Origin of the sequence: Actinomadura harenae, from assembly GCF_003696215.1 — a bacterium.
Classification (GTDB): domain Bacteria; phylum Actinomycetota; class Actinomycetes; order Streptosporangiales; family Streptosporangiaceae; genus Spirillospora; species Spirillospora harenae.
The window spans coordinates 12,984-27,352 of the sequence record NZ_RFFG01000054.1 but is presented as its reverse complement, the minus strand read 5'-3'; the positions used below and the strand labels follow the sequence as shown (position 1 = coordinate 27,352).

The 14,369-nt window shown below is 73.6% G+C and carries 14 protein-coding genes; 10 read left to right on the top strand and 4 right to left on the bottom strand.

The annotated features are described in order from the left end of the window. Nucleotides 1-6 precede the first annotated feature (6 nt). The 8 genes from EBO15_RS26565 to EBO15_RS26530 all read left to right on the top strand — a co-directional run bounded on the left by EBO15_RS26565 (nt 7) and on the right by EBO15_RS26530 (nt 7,828). Nucleotides 7-1,347, top strand: coding sequence for an aminotransferase-like domain-containing protein (locus tag EBO15_RS26565; protein WP_122197181.1), 1,341 nt, complete (start codon nt 7-9; stop codon nt 1,345-1,347). Between the two features lie 206 nt (nt 1,348-1,553). Beyond that, entirely contained in the window at nt 1,554-1,982 is a 429-nt protein-coding gene (locus tag EBO15_RS26560; RefSeq protein ID WP_122197180.1) for an Rrf2 family transcriptional regulator, read from the top strand. Between the two features lie 195 nt (nt 1,983-2,177). Beyond that, nucleotides 2,178-3,422, top strand: coding sequence for an MFS transporter (locus tag EBO15_RS26555; protein WP_122197179.1), 1,245 nt, complete (start codon nt 2,178-2,180; stop codon nt 3,420-3,422). A gap of 121 nt (nt 3,423-3,543) precedes the next feature. Further along, nucleotides 3,544-4,338 (top strand): SDR family NAD(P)-dependent oxidoreductase, encoded by a 795-nt coding sequence (locus tag EBO15_RS26550; RefSeq protein WP_122197203.1) that lies wholly within the window; start codon nt 3,544-3,546, stop codon nt 4,336-4,338. A gap of 126 nt (nt 4,339-4,464) precedes the next feature. Then, nucleotides 4,465-4,773 (top strand): hypothetical protein, encoded by a 309-nt coding sequence (locus EBO15_RS26545; RefSeq protein ID WP_147481657.1) that lies wholly within the window; start codon nt 4,465-4,467, stop codon nt 4,771-4,773. Nucleotides 4,774-4,912: 139 nt separating this feature from the next. Next, a complete protein-coding gene (locus tag EBO15_RS26540; protein ID WP_233616448.1) occupies nt 4,913-5,248 on the top strand; it encodes an ArsR/SmtB family transcription factor in 336 nt (111 codons plus the stop codon). Continuing rightward, nucleotides 5,248-5,517 carry a hypothetical protein gene (locus EBO15_RS26535; RefSeq protein ID WP_199744823.1) on the top strand — a complete coding sequence of 90 codons (270 nt, stop codon included), beginning with the start codon at nt 5,248-5,250 and terminating at the stop codon, nt 5,515-5,517. Before EBO15_RS26540 ends, EBO15_RS26535 begins: the two co-directional genes overlap by 1 nt. Before the next feature lie 124 nt (nt 5,518-5,641). Continuing rightward, on the top strand, nt 5,642-7,828 hold the full coding sequence (locus tag EBO15_RS26530; protein WP_122197175.1) for an MMPL family transporter: 2,187 nt from the start codon (nt 5,642-5,644) through the stop codon (nt 7,826-7,828). On the opposite strand, the gene EBO15_RS26525 is transcribed toward EBO15_RS26530, so the two are convergent. Together EBO15_RS26525 and EBO15_RS26520 are read right to left on the bottom strand one after the other, a co-directional pair. Beyond that, nucleotides 7,737-8,279, bottom strand: coding sequence for a DUF3592 domain-containing protein (locus EBO15_RS26525; RefSeq protein WP_122197174.1), 543 nt, complete (start codon nt 8,277-8,279; stop codon nt 7,737-7,739). The genes EBO15_RS26530 and EBO15_RS26525 overlap by 92 nt on opposite strands. A 112-nt stretch (nt 8,280-8,391) precedes the next feature. Continuing rightward, the gene (locus EBO15_RS26520) at nt 8,392-9,810 is read right to left on the bottom strand and encodes an MFS transporter (RefSeq protein WP_199744822.1); all 1,419 of its coding nucleotides are present in this window, start codon (nt 9,808-9,810) and stop codon (nt 8,392-8,394) included. A 61-nt stretch (nt 9,811-9,871) separates the two neighbouring features. Between EBO15_RS26520 and EBO15_RS26515 the strand changes: the two genes are divergently transcribed. Continuing rightward, nucleotides 9,872-10,525 (top strand): TetR/AcrR family transcriptional regulator, encoded by a 654-nt coding sequence (locus EBO15_RS26515; protein ID WP_122197172.1) that lies wholly within the window; start codon nt 9,872-9,874, stop codon nt 10,523-10,525. Nucleotides 10,526-10,556: 31 nt separating this feature from the next. Here EBO15_RS26515 and EBO15_RS26510 read toward each other — a convergent pair whose 3' ends face one another. Continuing rightward, nucleotides 10,557-11,633 carry a polyprenyl synthetase family protein gene (locus tag EBO15_RS26510; protein WP_122197171.1) on the bottom strand — a complete coding sequence of 359 codons (1,077 nt, stop codon included), beginning with the start codon at nt 11,631-11,633 and terminating at the stop codon, nt 10,557-10,559. Between the two features lie 187 nt (nt 11,634-11,820). Here EBO15_RS26510 and EBO15_RS26505 point away from each other — a divergent pair, with 187 nt between their 5' ends. Beyond that, nucleotides 11,821-12,996, top strand: coding sequence for a MalY/PatB family protein (locus EBO15_RS26505; protein ID WP_122197170.1), 1,176 nt, complete (start codon nt 11,821-11,823; stop codon nt 12,994-12,996). 27 nt (nt 12,997-13,023) lie between these two features. On the opposite strand, the gene EBO15_RS26500 is transcribed toward EBO15_RS26505, so the two are convergent. Continuing rightward, the gene (locus EBO15_RS26500; protein ID WP_122197169.1) at nt 13,024-14,301 is read right to left on the bottom strand and encodes a glycosyltransferase; all 1,278 of its coding nucleotides are present in this window, start codon (nt 14,299-14,301) and stop codon (nt 13,024-13,026) included. Nucleotides 14,302-14,369: the final 68 nt, after the last annotated feature.

Below are 14,369 nucleotides of genomic sequence, written 5' to 3'. Positions count from 1 at the left end.
GTGCGGATGGGAGCCGAGCAGCTGGTACGGGCGTTGGGGCCTTGGCGGCGGTCCGACGCGACACTGGTCGCGGCGCTGGACCGGGCGGTGCTCGACGGCCGCATCCGCACCGGCGCCGGGCTGCCGGCCGAACGGCACCTCGCCGCCGCCCTCGGGGTGAGCCGCGGCACGGTGACGGCCGCGTTGGCGCGGTTGCGCGACGGCGGATGGGTCGTGACGCGGCACGGCAGCGCCAGCACGGTGCGGCTGCCCCCGGCCGCCGCGGATCGGATCGCTCCCGTCTCGGCGACGGGGGAGGGCGGCGCCGTCACCGATCTGCGCCGGGCGGTGCCGGCCGCGCCGCGGGACGCCTACCTGGCGGCGTCGCGGCGGGCCCTGGAACGGGCCGCTCCGCTGCTGGCCGAGCATGGCGAACCAGGTCCGGGTCTGCCCGAGCTGCGTGCGTCGATCGCCGCTCGGTACACCCGTCAGGGGCTGGCCACCCGGCCCGGGCAGATCCTCGTCACCGGCGGTGCGCGCGCCGCGCTGGCCCTGCTCACCGCGTACTTCGAACCCCGGGTGGCCGCCGTCGAGACCCCCACCTACTTCGACGCGCTCCGCGTGCTGCGCGGCTCCCGGACGAAGCTGGTCGGCGTGAGGGTGACCGCCGGGGGCTGGGACCTCGACCAGCTCGAGGCCGCCTTCGCCGCCGCCCGGGGACAGCTCGCCTACCTGGTGCCCGACTTCCAGAACCCCACCGGTGCGCTCATGCCGCAGCGAACCCGTCGAGCCGTCGCCGAGCTGGCCGACCGGCACCGGGTGACCGTCGTCGCGGACGAGACCATGCGCGACCTCGATCTCCGCGACCGGCCGGAGCCCGTGCCCCGGATCCGCGGCGCGGTGCTGATCGGCTCGACCAGCAAGGCGATCTGGTCCGGCCTGCGCATCGGCTGGATCCGGGCGGCGACGCCGCTCATCAGGCGGCTTCAGAGTCATCCCCTCGCCGGTCCGCTGTCGGCCTCTCCCGTGCAGGAGCTCATCGCCGCCGAACTCCTCGGTGACCTGGAGGCGGTGCTCCATCGACGCCGGGGTGAACTCAGGCGTCAGCGCGACCACCTCGCCGCGCTGCTCGGCCAGGACGATCGTTGGGACTTCACGGTTCCGTCCGGCGGCCTCGCGCTGTGGTTGCGACTCGCCGCCACTCCCGCCGACACGGTCGTCGAGCGGGCGGGCAGGAGCGGGGTCGAGCTCACCTCCGGCCCGCGTTTCGCGGCTGACGCCACCCTCACCCACCACTTGCGCGTCCCGTACACCCCGCCGCCGCGCGTGCTCGATCGGGTCGCCGAGGTCCTCGACGCGGCCTGCTGAGAGCGATGACCGCAGGCGGGTGGCAGGGAGTGCCGGCAGGCGGACGGGCGGGAGCGGGTTTCGCACCTGCCCGGCCGGGGCGGCGGGCCCTCCTGGGCGGGTGTCGGGGGCCACATGCCGGCGGCGCGGCTGGACACGCGCGGCCCAGTCGTAACAGAATCGGTTGCGACAGCGGGGCGTCGTCCGCTGGGGCGATCGGAGGTTCCATGAGTGTGAGCAGTCGCATGACGGTGGCCACGCACACGCTGACGTGGATGGCGCTGGTGTGCCCCCGGCGGCCGGACGGCGTCGTGACGTCCGACCAGATCGCCGACAGCGTCAACACCAACCCCGTGGTTATCCGGCGCATCCTGGGCAGTCTGCGTGACGCGGGTCTGGTCGTTTCGCGGCGCGGCCAGGGGGCGGGCTGGATGCTGGCGCGCGCGCCGGAGTCGATCACGCTGCGGGACGTCTACCTGGCCGTCGAACCCGATCCGCTCATCGCGCCGCACGCCGCGCAGCCCAACCAGGCGTGCCCTGTCGGCAGGGGGATCCCGCCCGTGCTGCGGGAGGCGTACGGCCGTGCGGAGGAGTCGATGAAGGAGGAACTGGCCGCCGTCACCGTCGCCGACGTGCTGAGAGACACGGTCGCCTGAGGCCAGGCCAGGCCAGGCCAGGCCAGGCCAGGCCAGGCCAGGCCAGGCCAGGCCAGGTCGGTCAGGCCCTTCCCGGAGGTCGCGCCGCGCCACCCTGTCCGCTTCCTCCGCCTCATTCGGCTGGTCCGCGAGGACCGGCCTTTCTTCGAGGCATTGTCGTAACCATTTCTGTTACATCCAGGAGGTCCATCCGTCGTGTACCGATCACTTGCCGTCCTCGCCGCCGGGGTGTTCGCCATCGGCACCGACAGCTTCGTCATCGCCGGCGTCCTTCCGGGTGCGGCGGACTCCCTCGGCGTCTCCGTCGGCACCGCGGGGTGGCTCATCACCGCCTATGCCTTCACCTACGCGATCCTCGGCCCCGTCATGGCGGCGCTCACCGCGACCTGGCCACGCCGGACGGTGTTCCTGGCCGGGCTCGCGATCTTCACCGCGGGCAACCTCATCACGGCCTTCGTCCCCGTCTTCGGTGTGGTCCTGGCCTCGCGGGCGCTCGCCGGATTCGGTGGCGCCATGGTCACCCCCGCCGCCGTCGCCGCGGCCGCCGCGCTCGCGCCGCCGGAACGCCGCGGCCGTGCCATCGCGACCGTCATGACCGGCCTCAGCGCCGCGACCGCGCTCGGCGCGCCCCTCGGCACCGCGATCGGCAGCCTCGCCGGCGACTGGCACGCCACCATGCTGTTCGTCTCCGCGCTCGGCATGCTGGCCGCCGCGGGCGTCGCTCTGCTCCTGCCCGCCCTCCCCGCACCGGCGGCGGTTCCGCTGCGTACGCGCGTCGCCCCGCTGGCCGACCGTCGCATCGTCCTGACCCTGCTGACGACCCTCCTCGTCTACACGGGTCTGTACACCGTCTACTCCTTCATCGGCGAAAGCCTCGACCGCGCCACCGGCGGCAGCGGCATCACCCTCGCCGCCCTGCTGTTCGTGTGGGGCCTGGCCGCCACCGCCGGAACCCTCGGCTCCGGGCGCCTGGTGGACGGCCTCGGCGGCCGCCGCATCATCAACGCCTCGATCGTCCTCGCCGCGATCGACTTCGTCCTGCTGCCCTGGACGAGCGCGCACCTGGCGTCCGCCATCGTGGCGCTCGTCGTTTGGGGCGTCAGCGGATGGGGACTCCTGGCACCGCAGACCCATCGCCTGATCGGCGCCATGCCGGCGGCGGCACCTCTGCTCACCGGCCTCGCCTCGGCCATGGTCTACGTCGGTGTCTCCGTGGCTCCCCTGGTCGGCCAGGTGGGGATGGCGTGGTTCGGGGCCCACTGGCTGGGGCCGGTAGGTGCGCTGTTCATCGTGCTCGGCCTCGGTACCGCGGAGGCGGCTCACGCCACCATCCGGCGAAACCCCCCGTACAGCGCTCCGCCGGCGGAGGCCCCGCCGTCGCGGATCGAAGAGAACGCCGTCCCCCATATCTGCGCAGAGAGCATGGACGAACGATCATGATCCCCACAGAACGCCCCGGGCTGCGCCCGCTCACCGACGCCGATCCCGATCTCGGCGGTTCAGACCGCCGGGTCGCGCTCCGCTTCTTTTGCCCCAGGCCGGGATGGGAATGATCATCGTCATGGACATCGATCTCCAGGGACGGACCGCGCTGGTCACGGGCTCCACCAAGGGCATCGGCCTCGCCATCGCCGCGGGACTGGCACGGGCCGGAGCGGCCACGGTCGTCAACGGGCGCTCGGAAGCGAGCGTCACCGGCGCCCTCGAAACGCTGCGCTCGGAGGTGCCGGGAGCCGACCTGCGGGGAGTGGCGGCCGACGTCGCCACCGCGGAGGGCGCCCAGGCCGTGTACGGCCAGGTGCCCGACGTCGACATCCTCGTCAACAATCTCGGCATCTTCGGGGCTCGAGCCGTCCTGGACATCGACGATGACGAATGGCGACGCTACTTCGAGGTCAACGTCCTGTCCGGTGTGCGGCTCACCCGTGTCTACCTGCCGGGCATGACCGAGCGGGGCTGGGGACGGGTGCAGTTCATCGCCAGTGACTCCGCGGTGGTCATTCCCGAGGAGATGGTGCACTACGGCATGTCGAAGACGGCGCTGCTGGCGGTCTCGCGCGGCTACGCCAAGGCCGCCGCCGGGACGGGCGTCACCGTCAACACCGTCCTCGCGGGACCGACCCACACCTCAGGTGTGGAGAACTTCGTCGGCGAACTGGTCGGCGCCGATCTGCCCTGGGAGGACGCGCAGCGCCGCTTCATGGCCGAGCACCGCCCGAACTCCCTGCTCAAGCGCCTGATCGAGCCCGAGGAGATCGCCAACATGGTCGTCTACCTCGGCTCGGAGTACGCCTCGGCCACCACCGGCGGCGCGGTGCGCGTCGACGGCGGATACGTCGACGCGATCCTGCCGTGAGGCTCGCCCGGGTGATCGCGCAACGTGGTCGATCGAGTGCGAATTGTGATTGGGTGTCGGTGTCCAGGGAAGATCCCTGGGCACCGATGATCTTCCGGCCGTCCCAGAGAAGACCCAGGAGTGTCCATGAAGTCCCGCCTCGCGCTCGTCTCCGTCGCCGCCGTGGGTGTCGCCGTCGGCCCGCTCGCCACGGCCGTCCCGGCCCTGGCGAACACCGGCGACGTGGTGGTCTACTCCACCGAGTTCCAGCAGCTGGATGTGCAGAGCAACCCCACGGGCTGTCACCAGATGGCCCCTCTCGCCCATGAGATCAACAACCGAACCGACGGTGACATCAAGCTGTACGCCTTCCCCGGCTGCGTCGGCCCGGTCGCGTGGACGCTCAAGCCGGGTTTCGGCACGCACGTCGCTGGGATCGGAAGCTACGGCGTCTAGCGCGAACGAGTAGTGGCCCCCGCGTGTCCGGCACGCGGGGGCCTTCGCATGTCCGTGTCGGGGTCTCGCCCTCCGTCTGCTGGGTGGTAAGTGCGTTAGGCACATGCTAATTTTCTTTTGCATGTGCGGAGGAGGTGGCGTGAGGACCGGGGACGAGTTGCTCCGCGTGCTGGCGGCGTTCGACAACCCGCACCGGCTGCGGATCCTCGCGGCGCTCACGGGCGAGCGCGACTACGTCAGCAACCTCGCGCGCGAGCTGGGCATCAGCCGTCCGCTGCTCCAGGTGCACCTGCGCAAGCTGGAGGCGGCCGGGCTGGTGACCAGTCACGTCGAGGTGTCGCCGGAGGGGAAGGCCATGAAGTTCTACGAGGTCGCCCCGTTCCGGCTCGAGCTGACCCCCGAGGACGTACGGCGGGCGGCGCGGACGCTGACCGTGCCGGAGGGCAGGCCGGACAACAGGAAGGTGGACGGGTGATGGACGGTCACGAGCTCGCGGAGGTGGCCGGCGCCGTCGGCATCTTCGCCTTCGTCACCACCGTGGTCACGGTGATCATCGTGCAGGTGGGGGCGACCGTGCGGGCGCGCGCGGCGCTGGCCCGGGAGGCGGAGTACCGCCGGATCGCCGAGACGAGCCTGGAGACCCAGCGCCTGATCGAGACGCGACTCACCGAGAGCGCGCGGAGCCTCGGCGAGATGGAGAAGAGGATGGACGCCCTGGAGACGATCCTGCTCACCGTGGAGTGAGCCACAGAACGGAGCCGGGTCGTCGAGCGGCCACTCGACGACCCGGCGTGAAGAGGAACCACATCCCGCCCGTTTCCGGGCGGACTCTCACAGCAGCACCCCTTCACCGAAAGGACAGCACTTCATGCTGCCTGAACGCAAACCGATCACCGAGCGCGTCGCGGGGTGGTCGGCACGGCACCGGACGGTCGCGATCACCGGATGGCTGGTCCTGGTCGTCGCGGCGATCCTCGGCGCCGGGGCCCTCGGGCTCGGCCAGAGGCACAGCACCGACCCCGGCGAGTCCGGACGGGCCGACCGCGTCCTGGACGTCCACACCGGCTACATCCCCCCGCTGGAGAACGTCCTGGTCCAGAGCCGGAACGGGACGGCCCGGTTCGCGGACGACCCCGGACTCCGCGCCACCGCCCGCGAGCTGAGCGAGGCCCTGCGCCCGTACGGCGCCGTCCGTTCGCCGCTGGTGTCGCGGGACGGACGATCCGGCCTGGTCAGCGTGCAGATCGCCGGACCGGAAGAGGAGTTCCGCGCGCACTACGACGGCGTCGTCCGGGCCGTCCGGGACGTCGCGGCGCGGCACCCCGGCGTCCGCCTGGCGCAGGCGGGGGACAAGAGCCTCTCGGACGCGGTGAACGGCGGCATCAAGGACGACATGAAGCGGGCCGAGTACTTCTCGCTGCCGCTCACCGTCCTGATCCTGCTGGCCGTGTTCGGCTCGCTGGTCGCCGCCGGGATCCCGCTGCTCCTGGCGGTCACGACGGTCGCCGGGACGTTCGGGCTGCTGCGGCTCGCCGGGCACTGGGTGCCGGTGAACAGCGCCGCGTCGTCGATCGTCCTGCTGATCGGGATCGCCGTCGGCGTCGACTACTCGCTGTTCTACCTGCGGCGGACGCGGGAGGAGCGCGCGGCGGGCCGGTCCCCGGACGAGGCGCTGCGGGTCGCGACCCGCACGTCCGGGCACGTCGTGGTCGTGTCCGGCGTGACCGTCATGCTCTGCCTCGCGGGGCTGCCGCTCACCGGCCTCGACAACTTCAAGGGCCTGACCGCCGGGACGGTCCTGGTCGTCGGCCTCGCCATGGCCGGCTCGGTCACGTTCCTGCCCGCGCTGCTCGCCGCGCTCGGCGCCCGCGTGGACGCCGTGCGCCTGCCGTGGATCGGCCGCCGCCGCACGGCCGCCACCCCGTCCCGCTTCTGGACGGCCGTGGCGGAACGCGTCGTGCGGCGTCCGCTGGTGTGGGGCGGGCTGGCCGTGCTCGCGCTGGTCCTGCTGACGGTGCCCGCGTTCGGCCTGCGCCTGCAGGACGCGGCGGTCACCGACAGCCTGCCCCGATCGGTCCCCGTCGTGGACGCGGCGCTCCGCATGCAGGAGGCGTTCCCCGGCGCCCCGTCACCCGCGTCGGTCGTCCTGTGGGAGAAGCGGCCCGGCGCGCTGGACGACCCGGCCGTCACGTCCGCGGTCGCGGGCCTGGGCCCGACGGTCACCGCGCGCAGCGGGAACGTCCTGGTCGCGCGTGTTCCGCTCGCGCACTTCGGCACCGGCGCCGAGGCGAACCGCTCGCTCCTGGACCTGCGCCACCGCGCCGACACGGCGTTCGGGGGAGCGGACGGCGTCGGGCACGCGGTCGCGGGCAAGACCGCGTTCGCCTACGACTTCACGCGCGTCATCAAGAACCGGACGGCCGTGGTCGTCGGCGCCGTCCTCGCGCCGGCGTTCGTGCTGCTGGCGCTGACGTTCCGCTCCCTGGCCGTCCCGCTGGTGTCGATCGCGCTGAACCTGCTGTCGATCGGCGCCGCGATCGGCGTGCTGGCCTGGGGATTCCAGGACGGCCATCTCGGGGGCGCGCTCGGCTTCACGTCCTACGGCGGGGTGGTCGGCTGGCTGCCGCTGTTCATGTTCGTGATCCTGTTCGGGCTCAGCATGGACTACCACATCTTCATCCTGAGCCGGATCCGCGAGCACCGGGCCGAGGGCCTCCCGGCCCGCGCCGCCGTCGTCGCCGGGGTCGGCGCGACCTCGGGCGTCGTCACGAGCGCCGCGGCCATCATGACCTGCGCGTTCAGCGTCTTCGCCGTGCTGACGGCGATCGAGTACAAGATGATGGGCGTCGGCCTGGCCGCCGCGATCCTCATCGACGCGACGCTCGTCCGGGGCGTGCTGCTGCCCGCGGCCCTCGCCGTCCTCGGCGACCGGCTCTGGCGGACGCCCCCGGCGGCGGGACGCGTCAGTCCACGGGCAGCGGACGCCGCGCCTTCCGCGCCGGCCTCTCGGGAGCCCACTCTCGAAGAGCGTGGAACGCGTCCCAGCCTCCCCTGAGGAGGACGCCGAGCATGCAGACGACCATCGCGAGGCCGATGAGGACGCCGAGCCCGGCCATGGCCCGGTTGCCGGTCGCCGAGTGGACGGACGCGTCCCCGGGGTTCCCGGCCTTGTAGTGCACCCGGATCCGGTCGCCCGCCTTGGCGCGGCCGGATTCGGTGAACTCGTGGGACGTCCCGTCGGCGGCGGTGAACCGGACCTGGATCCGGTCGATCCGCCCGCCCCGGGACTCGTTCTCCCGCCAGTGCGCGAGGACGGTCCCGTCCGCGGTCGAGCGGAGCGACGAGGCGCCGGTCATGCCGTCGACACCGTGGGAGACCACCCCCACCCCGATGACGATGAGGACCACGGCCAGCGCGACGACGACCGCCCCGAGGACGACCTGGAGGGCGAGGAACGCCCACCCCCCGACCCTCTGCCACGGCCCCGTGCGTCCACCGGCTCCCATCCGTTCAGTCAAACACGACCAGACCGCCACCGACCAGGCACCGTGCGATCATGCACCCTTCGAACGGGCGCGCCTCCCCTTGTCCTTCACCGCGGAAGGCGGGAGCGGGGGTTCAGCGAGGCGTCAGGCGGCGCGACAGCAGGGTGCCCGCGAGGGCCAGGAGCGCCGTGAAGGCGAAGAGCAGCAGGAGCGCGCCCCGCGAGCTCAGCGCCGACGTGTGCCCGGCCGCCGCGACGGCGGCCCCGCCGAGGCCCGCGACCAGCGCGGTCGACAGCGTCTGGGCGAGCTGGAGCGCGGCGCTCGCCTGTCCCTGCCGCGCGGCCGGGACGGGTTGCAGGGCGGCGGTCGTGGACGCGTTGAACGCGACGCCCATCCCGAGCCCGGCGACCGCCCATCCGAGGACGGCGATCCAGCTCGGCACCGCGCTCGTCACCACGGCGGCCCCGGTCAGGACGACCCCGCCGAGCAGCACCGCGAACCCGGCGGCCGTCGCGGCGACGCGTCCGGAGTCGCGGCGCGCCTGGAACGCCGAACCCGCGACCCAGGTGATCGCGCCCGCCGACAGCCCGAGGCCCGCCTCGGTCGCGCCCATCCCGCGCAGCTCCTGGAGCCCCAGCGGGAGGAACGCCTCGCTCCCGAAGTACGCCCCGCACAGCAGCGCCCGGACGGCGACGCCCGCGCCCAGACCCGGTCGTGCGCCGAGCGTGCCGTCCGGGGTGACCAGCCGCAACGCGGGGACGGCCACGACCAGCCCGGCGACGGCGACGACGGCGAGGCGGACCGGGTCGTCCAGCAGCAGTCCCTGGAGGAGCAGGCCGGTGCCCAGCGTCAGCCGGACCGACGCCGTGAGCGGCCGCCTCCACCAGGACACGGCGCCCGCCGCGTCCGGGGCCGGGGCGGAGGGCGCGGGCGGGCGGCCCATCGCGGGCAGGGTGAGGGCGGCGGCCAGCAGGGTGATCGGCGGAACGAGGACGAACACGGCCCGCCAGCTCACCGCGTCGCTCAGCGTCCCGGCGACGACCGGCCCGACCAGGGACGGCAGCGTCCACGCGGACGACAGCAGGGCGAACATCCGCGCCTGGAGCCGCTCCGGGTAGGCGAGGCCGATCAGCGTGTACGCCGTCGCCATGACCGCCCCGACGCCGAGCCCCTGCAGGACCCGTCCGCCCAGGAACACGGGCCAGTCCGGGGCCGCCCCCGCGACCGCGCAGCCGACCGCGAACACCAGCATCCCCGCCGCCATGGGACGCCGCGGCCCGCCCCGGTCGGCCGACCGTCCGGCGAGGACGGTCCCGACGATGTTCGCCAGCATCAGCGCCGACAGGCCCCACCCGTACGAGCCGAGTCCGTGCAGGTCGCCCGCGACGCCGGGCAGGATCGTGGCCACCCCGAGCGACTCGAACGCGACCATGCCGACCGACAGCAGGACCCCGGCGCTGAGCGCCCGGTGGGACGCCCCGAACACGCCCTCTTCGGCCGGGGCCCGGTCGGGAGGGGCTTGCGGGTCTCCGGTGTTCGTGGAGGGGGACACGATCATCACCTCTATTTCATTTCGTTCCGGATCGGAACGAAATAGTACCTATAATGATCGCATGGTCAACAGCGGCAGCCGCCCCACCGGGCGCCCCACCGGGCGGGACACCACTCCGGCGCGCCCGGGACGTCCCCGGGACGCGCGGATCGACGAGACCGTCCCGCGCGCGGTCCTCGACCTGCTCGACGAGGTCGGCTACGCGGGCCTCACGATGGAGGGCGTCGCCGCCCGCGCGGGCACGAGCAAACCGGCCCTGCGGCGCCGCTGGCGCTCGCTCCCGCACATGGTCGTCGAGGCGCTCGCCCGGACGGTCGGCACCTCGCCGACCCCCGACACCGGCTGCACGCACTGCGACCTGGTCACCGGCATCGGCACCCTGAGCAGGGCGTTCACCACGACCGTCGGACGCCGCGTCCTGCCCGCCCTGGTCGCCGACCTCGCGGGCGACCCCGACCTGGAGAAGGAGTTCCGCCGCTCCTACTTCGAACCGCGCCGCGCGACCACCGCCGCCGCCCTCCGGCGCGGCATCGAACGCGGCGACATCCGCCCGGACGCCGACATCGACCTGCTGCTCGACATGCTCGCCGCCACCACCTACTACCGCGTCCTGTTCGGCCACCTGCCGATCACGCCCGGCCTCGCCGAGGACGTCGTCACCGTCGTCCTCGCGGGAGTGGCCACCGACCCCGGCCGCGTCCACCCCTCGCACTGAGCGCCGGGCGACGCCGGCGGATACGGCGGGGTCAGCGGTCGCGGGTGGCGAGGAGGGAGGCCAGGGCGCGCAGGCCGGCCTGGCGTTCGGCGGGGATCGCGGCGTGGTCGAGCGCGGTGAAGGCCGCGGTGAGGCGGCGGCGGGTCTCGAGCTCGGCCCAGGCCCGTCCGCCCGCCTGCTCCACGAGCCCGGCGGCGCGGGCCAGCTCGCCCTCGCTCAGCTCGGCCGGGGCCCCGAACAGCTCGGCCAGCTCGGCGGCGGCGTTGTTCTTGGAGTGGAGGGCCGCGACCACCGGGAGGCTCTTCTTGCGGGACGCCAGGTCCGACCCCGCGGGCTTCCCGGTCACGGCGGGGTCGCCCCAGATGCCCAGCACGTCGTCCACGAGCTGGAAGGCGATGCCGAGGTGCCGTCCGAACGCCGCGAGGGACGCCGCCGTCTGCGGGTCGGCCCCGCCGGCCAGCGCGCCCAGGCGGCAGGACGCCTCCAGCAGCGCGGCGGTCTTGCCGTCCGACATCTTCAGGCACTCGTCCAGCGTCACCCGGCTGCGCTGCTCGAACCGCAGGTCCAGGGACTGCCCGGCGCACAGGCGGACGACCGCGTCCGACAGGACGGCGCGGGCGTCGCGCGCGAACGGGGCCGGGACGTCGCCGGACGCCGCGCCGGGCAGGTGGCCGAGGGCCGTCGCGAGTAGCAGGTCCCCGGCGACGATCGCCTGACCCGTCCCGAAGACCGTCCAGGCCGCGGGGCGGTGCCGCCGCGTGGTGTCCCGGTCCATGACGTCGTCGTGCAGCAGCGAGAAGTCGTGGACCATCTCCACCGCGACCCCCGCCGCCGTCACCGCGGCCGTCACCACCGTCTCGGGCGCCCGCGTGCCGAGAGTGGACGCGGCGGCGAGCACGAGCGCGGGGCGGATCGCCTTGCCGCCGCCGTCGGCGGCGTGCCCGTCGGCGTCCCACCACCCCGCGTGGTAGCCGATGACCCGGCGGACGGGCGAGGGCAGCAGGTCCACCGCGCCCCGGTATCCGGGCTCGATCAGCGTCCGGGACCGCTCCAGCAGCGACCGGGCGGACGGCGCGTGGGGGAGGGGACGGGAAACGCTGGCGGACATGCGGACTCCTCACGGACGGACGTCGCCCGCAGTCTCGCCGAACGGCGGCCCCGCGCCACCGGCCTTTGCCGCCCGTGCGAGAACGCTTTGCCAGTGATCTTTACCGTCCGTCCGCGCGGTGGAACGGGCCTCCCGTGAGGTGAAATGGTGGCATTTGCGAACCATGTTCCTTCGTGGAGAGGCTGCCATGCCCGCCGTCCCGGCGCCGTCCCCGCTCACCGCCTTCACGCTCGACGACCTCAGGACCCGCCACAGCGTCAAGTGGCGCGAGTTCCCCGAGGACGTCCTGCCGATGCACATCGCCGAGATGGACACCCCGCTCGCCCCGCCCATCGCCGACGCCCTGACCCGCGCCATCGCCCAGGGAGACACCGGATACGCCACCACCGGGCGGCTGCCCGAGGCCTTCGCCGCGTTCGCCGCGCGCCGCTTCGGCTGGCGGCCGGACCCGGCGGCCATGCGGCTCGTGCCCGACGTGATGGCCGGGATCCTCGAGGTCCTCGGCGTCGTCACCGAGCCCGGCGACCGCGTCCTGTTCAACACCCCGGGATACCCGCCGTACTTCTCCTGCCTGCCGGGGATGGGCCGGGAGATCGTCACGAACCCGCTGGTCAGGGACGACACCGGATACCGTCTCGACCTCGACCGCCTGGAACGCGACCTCGCCTCGGGCGTCCGCGCCTACCTGCTGTGCAACCCCCACAACCCGACCGGCGCCGTGTTCCCGGAGGAGGACCTGAAGGCCGTCGCCGACCTGGCCGCCCGGTACGGCGTCCAGGTCCTCAGCGACGAGATCCACGCGCCGCTCGTCCACCCCGGGTCCGTGCACGTCCCCTTCCCGTCGCTGGACGCCCCGGCCGCAGCGAGCTCGGTCGCGTTCCACTCGGCGTCCAAGGCGTGGAACCTCGCCGGGCTGAAGGCCTCCCTGGTCGTCCCCGGGCCGGACGCCCGCGCCGTCGGCGCCGCGATCCGCGAGGAGATCGAGGAGAGCGCCGGGCTCCTCGGGGTCCTGGCCGCCGAGGCCGCCTTCGCCCACGGCGAGCCCTGGCTGGACGAGCTGGTCACCGCCCTCGCCGGCAACCACCGCCACCTCGCCGCGCTCCTCGACGAGCACCTCCCCGCCGTCCGGCACCACCGGCCGCAGGCGGGCTACCTCGCCTGGCTCGACCTCCGCGCGCTGGACCTCGGCACCGACCCCGCCCGCCACTTCCTCGACCACGCCCGGATCGGTCTCTCCTCGGGCCCGAGGTTCGCCCCCGAGGGCGACCCCGACCAGGTCGGGCGCGGCTTCGCGCGCCTCAACTTCGCCACCCGCCCCGACCTGCTCACCGGCGCCGTCCAGCGGATGTCGGCCACCCTCTGACACCCGCCCGCCGAGGCCGCCCGCCGCTCACGGCGTGCCGCGCGCTCGGCCCGCGGCCCCGGAGTGGCGGGCGGCGAGGCGGCGGTAGCAGGCGAGGAGCTGCAGGCAGCCGTTCTCGGTGGTGAACTGCGCGGCCTCGGCGCGCGCCTCGGCGGTCACGTGGTCCTCGTCGCCGAGCGCCCTGCGGAGCGCGCCGAGGAGCGCGCCCGGATCGCCGGGCGGGAAGAGGTAGGCGTTCCGCCCGTCCGCGAGGACGTTGGTGATGCCCCCGCTGGAGGGGACGACCACCGGCGTCCCCGACGCCATCGCCTCGACGACGGTGCGTCCGAGCGTCTCGTACGGGGACGCCGTGCAGAACGCGTCGCAGGACGCATAAAGCGCGCCCCGGTCGGCGCCGCGGACGTACCCGAGCATGTGGATCCGGGGCGAGGCGGCGGCCAGCTTCGCGACCTGCCCCGTGATGTCGGCGGGGCCCTCACCGGCGATGAACAGCGACAGGTCCTCGTCGCCCGGCGCCGTGCTCAGCTTGAGGAACGCGTCGATGATGAGGTCCAGGCGCTTCTCCCGGGCGAGTCGTCCCAGGTAGAGGACGCGTCGTCCCCGCCCGTCGTAGCCCGGCGCCAGCCTGCCGAGGACGGCGGGGTCGGCGCGGTCCGGACTGAACGCGTCCAGGTCGACCCCGACGAAGGGGACCTGCTCGATCGGGATGTCGCTGAACTCGCGCAACGTGGACGCCGCGTGCGGGGTCGCGCAGATGGCGGCGTCGAAGCGCCGGTACACGACGTGCATGACGGGCCGGAAGACGGGCGTCCGCAGGTGACGCCAGATCGGATAACTCAGGGCGAAGTTGTAGTAATCGCTCTGATACTGGGCCACATAGGGGACGCCGCGTCGCCGCGCGTAGGCGTCCCCCGGCATTCCCCAGGCGCCGAACATGAAGCACCGCTCGGGGTCGGTGACGACCACCAGATCCGGCGAGATCTTCTCCAGCGCCGCGTCGATCTGCGCGAGCGCGGCATGCCTCGGCGCGCGGATCACCGGATAGGGCAGCCACCGCTTGGAGGCGTAGGCGTGCAGTTCGAGACCGCGTGTGTCCATCCCGGCCGGGGGCTCGTCGTCGGGGTCGTCGGGCTCGGCGGGATGGTCGGCGGCCTCGGGGACGAGCAGGAACAGCCGCACGTCCCGCCGTCCGGCGAACCAGTGGGCCCGCTCCACGTTCCCCAGCGACACCCCGCTGACCTCCGGCGGGAAACTCGCGGTGATCCATACGACGGTCAGCGGATCGGCCTCGGCGCGCGTTGTCAACAGACGGCCTCCTGACGGGACCCCGCTCCCGGCGCCGCGCCGGGCCGTTCACGATCCCTGAAGAGAGT

Excerpts from the sequence above, each read along its gene's own strand:
- EBO15_RS26565 (WP_122197181.1), top strand. The coding sequence starts at position 7 with ATGGGAGCCGAGCAGCTGGTACGGGCGTTGGGGCCTTGGCGGCGGTCC.
- EBO15_RS26560 (WP_122197180.1), top strand. The coding sequence starts at position 1,554 with ATGAGTGTGAGCAGTCGCATGACGGTGGCCACGCACACGCTGACGTGG.
- EBO15_RS26550 (WP_122197203.1), top strand. The coding sequence starts at position 3,544 with ATGGACATCGATCTCCAGGGACGGACCGCGCTGGTCACGGGCTCCACC.
- EBO15_RS26545 (WP_147481657.1), top strand. The coding sequence starts at position 4,465 with ATGAAGTCCCGCCTCGCGCTCGTCTCCGTCGCCGCCGTGGGTGTCGCC.
- EBO15_RS26535 (WP_199744823.1), top strand. The coding sequence starts at position 5,248 with ATGGACGGTCACGAGCTCGCGGAGGTGGCCGGCGCCGTCGGCATCTTC.
- EBO15_RS26530 (WP_122197175.1), top strand. The coding sequence starts at position 5,642 with ATGCTGCCTGAACGCAAACCGATCACCGAGCGCGTCGCGGGGTGGTCG.
- EBO15_RS26525 (WP_122197174.1), bottom strand. The coding sequence starts at position 8,279 with ATGGGAGCCGGTGGACGCACGGGGCCGTGGCAGAGGGTCGGGGGGTGG.
- EBO15_RS26515 (WP_122197172.1), top strand. The coding sequence starts at position 9,872 with ATGGTCAACAGCGGCAGCCGCCCCACCGGGCGCCCCACCGGGCGGGAC.
- EBO15_RS26510 (WP_122197171.1), bottom strand. The coding sequence starts at position 11,633 with ATGTCCGCCAGCGTTTCCCGTCCCCTCCCCCACGCGCCGTCCGCCCGG.
- EBO15_RS26505 (WP_122197170.1), top strand. The coding sequence starts at position 11,821 with ATGCCCGCCGTCCCGGCGCCGTCCCCGCTCACCGCCTTCACGCTCGAC.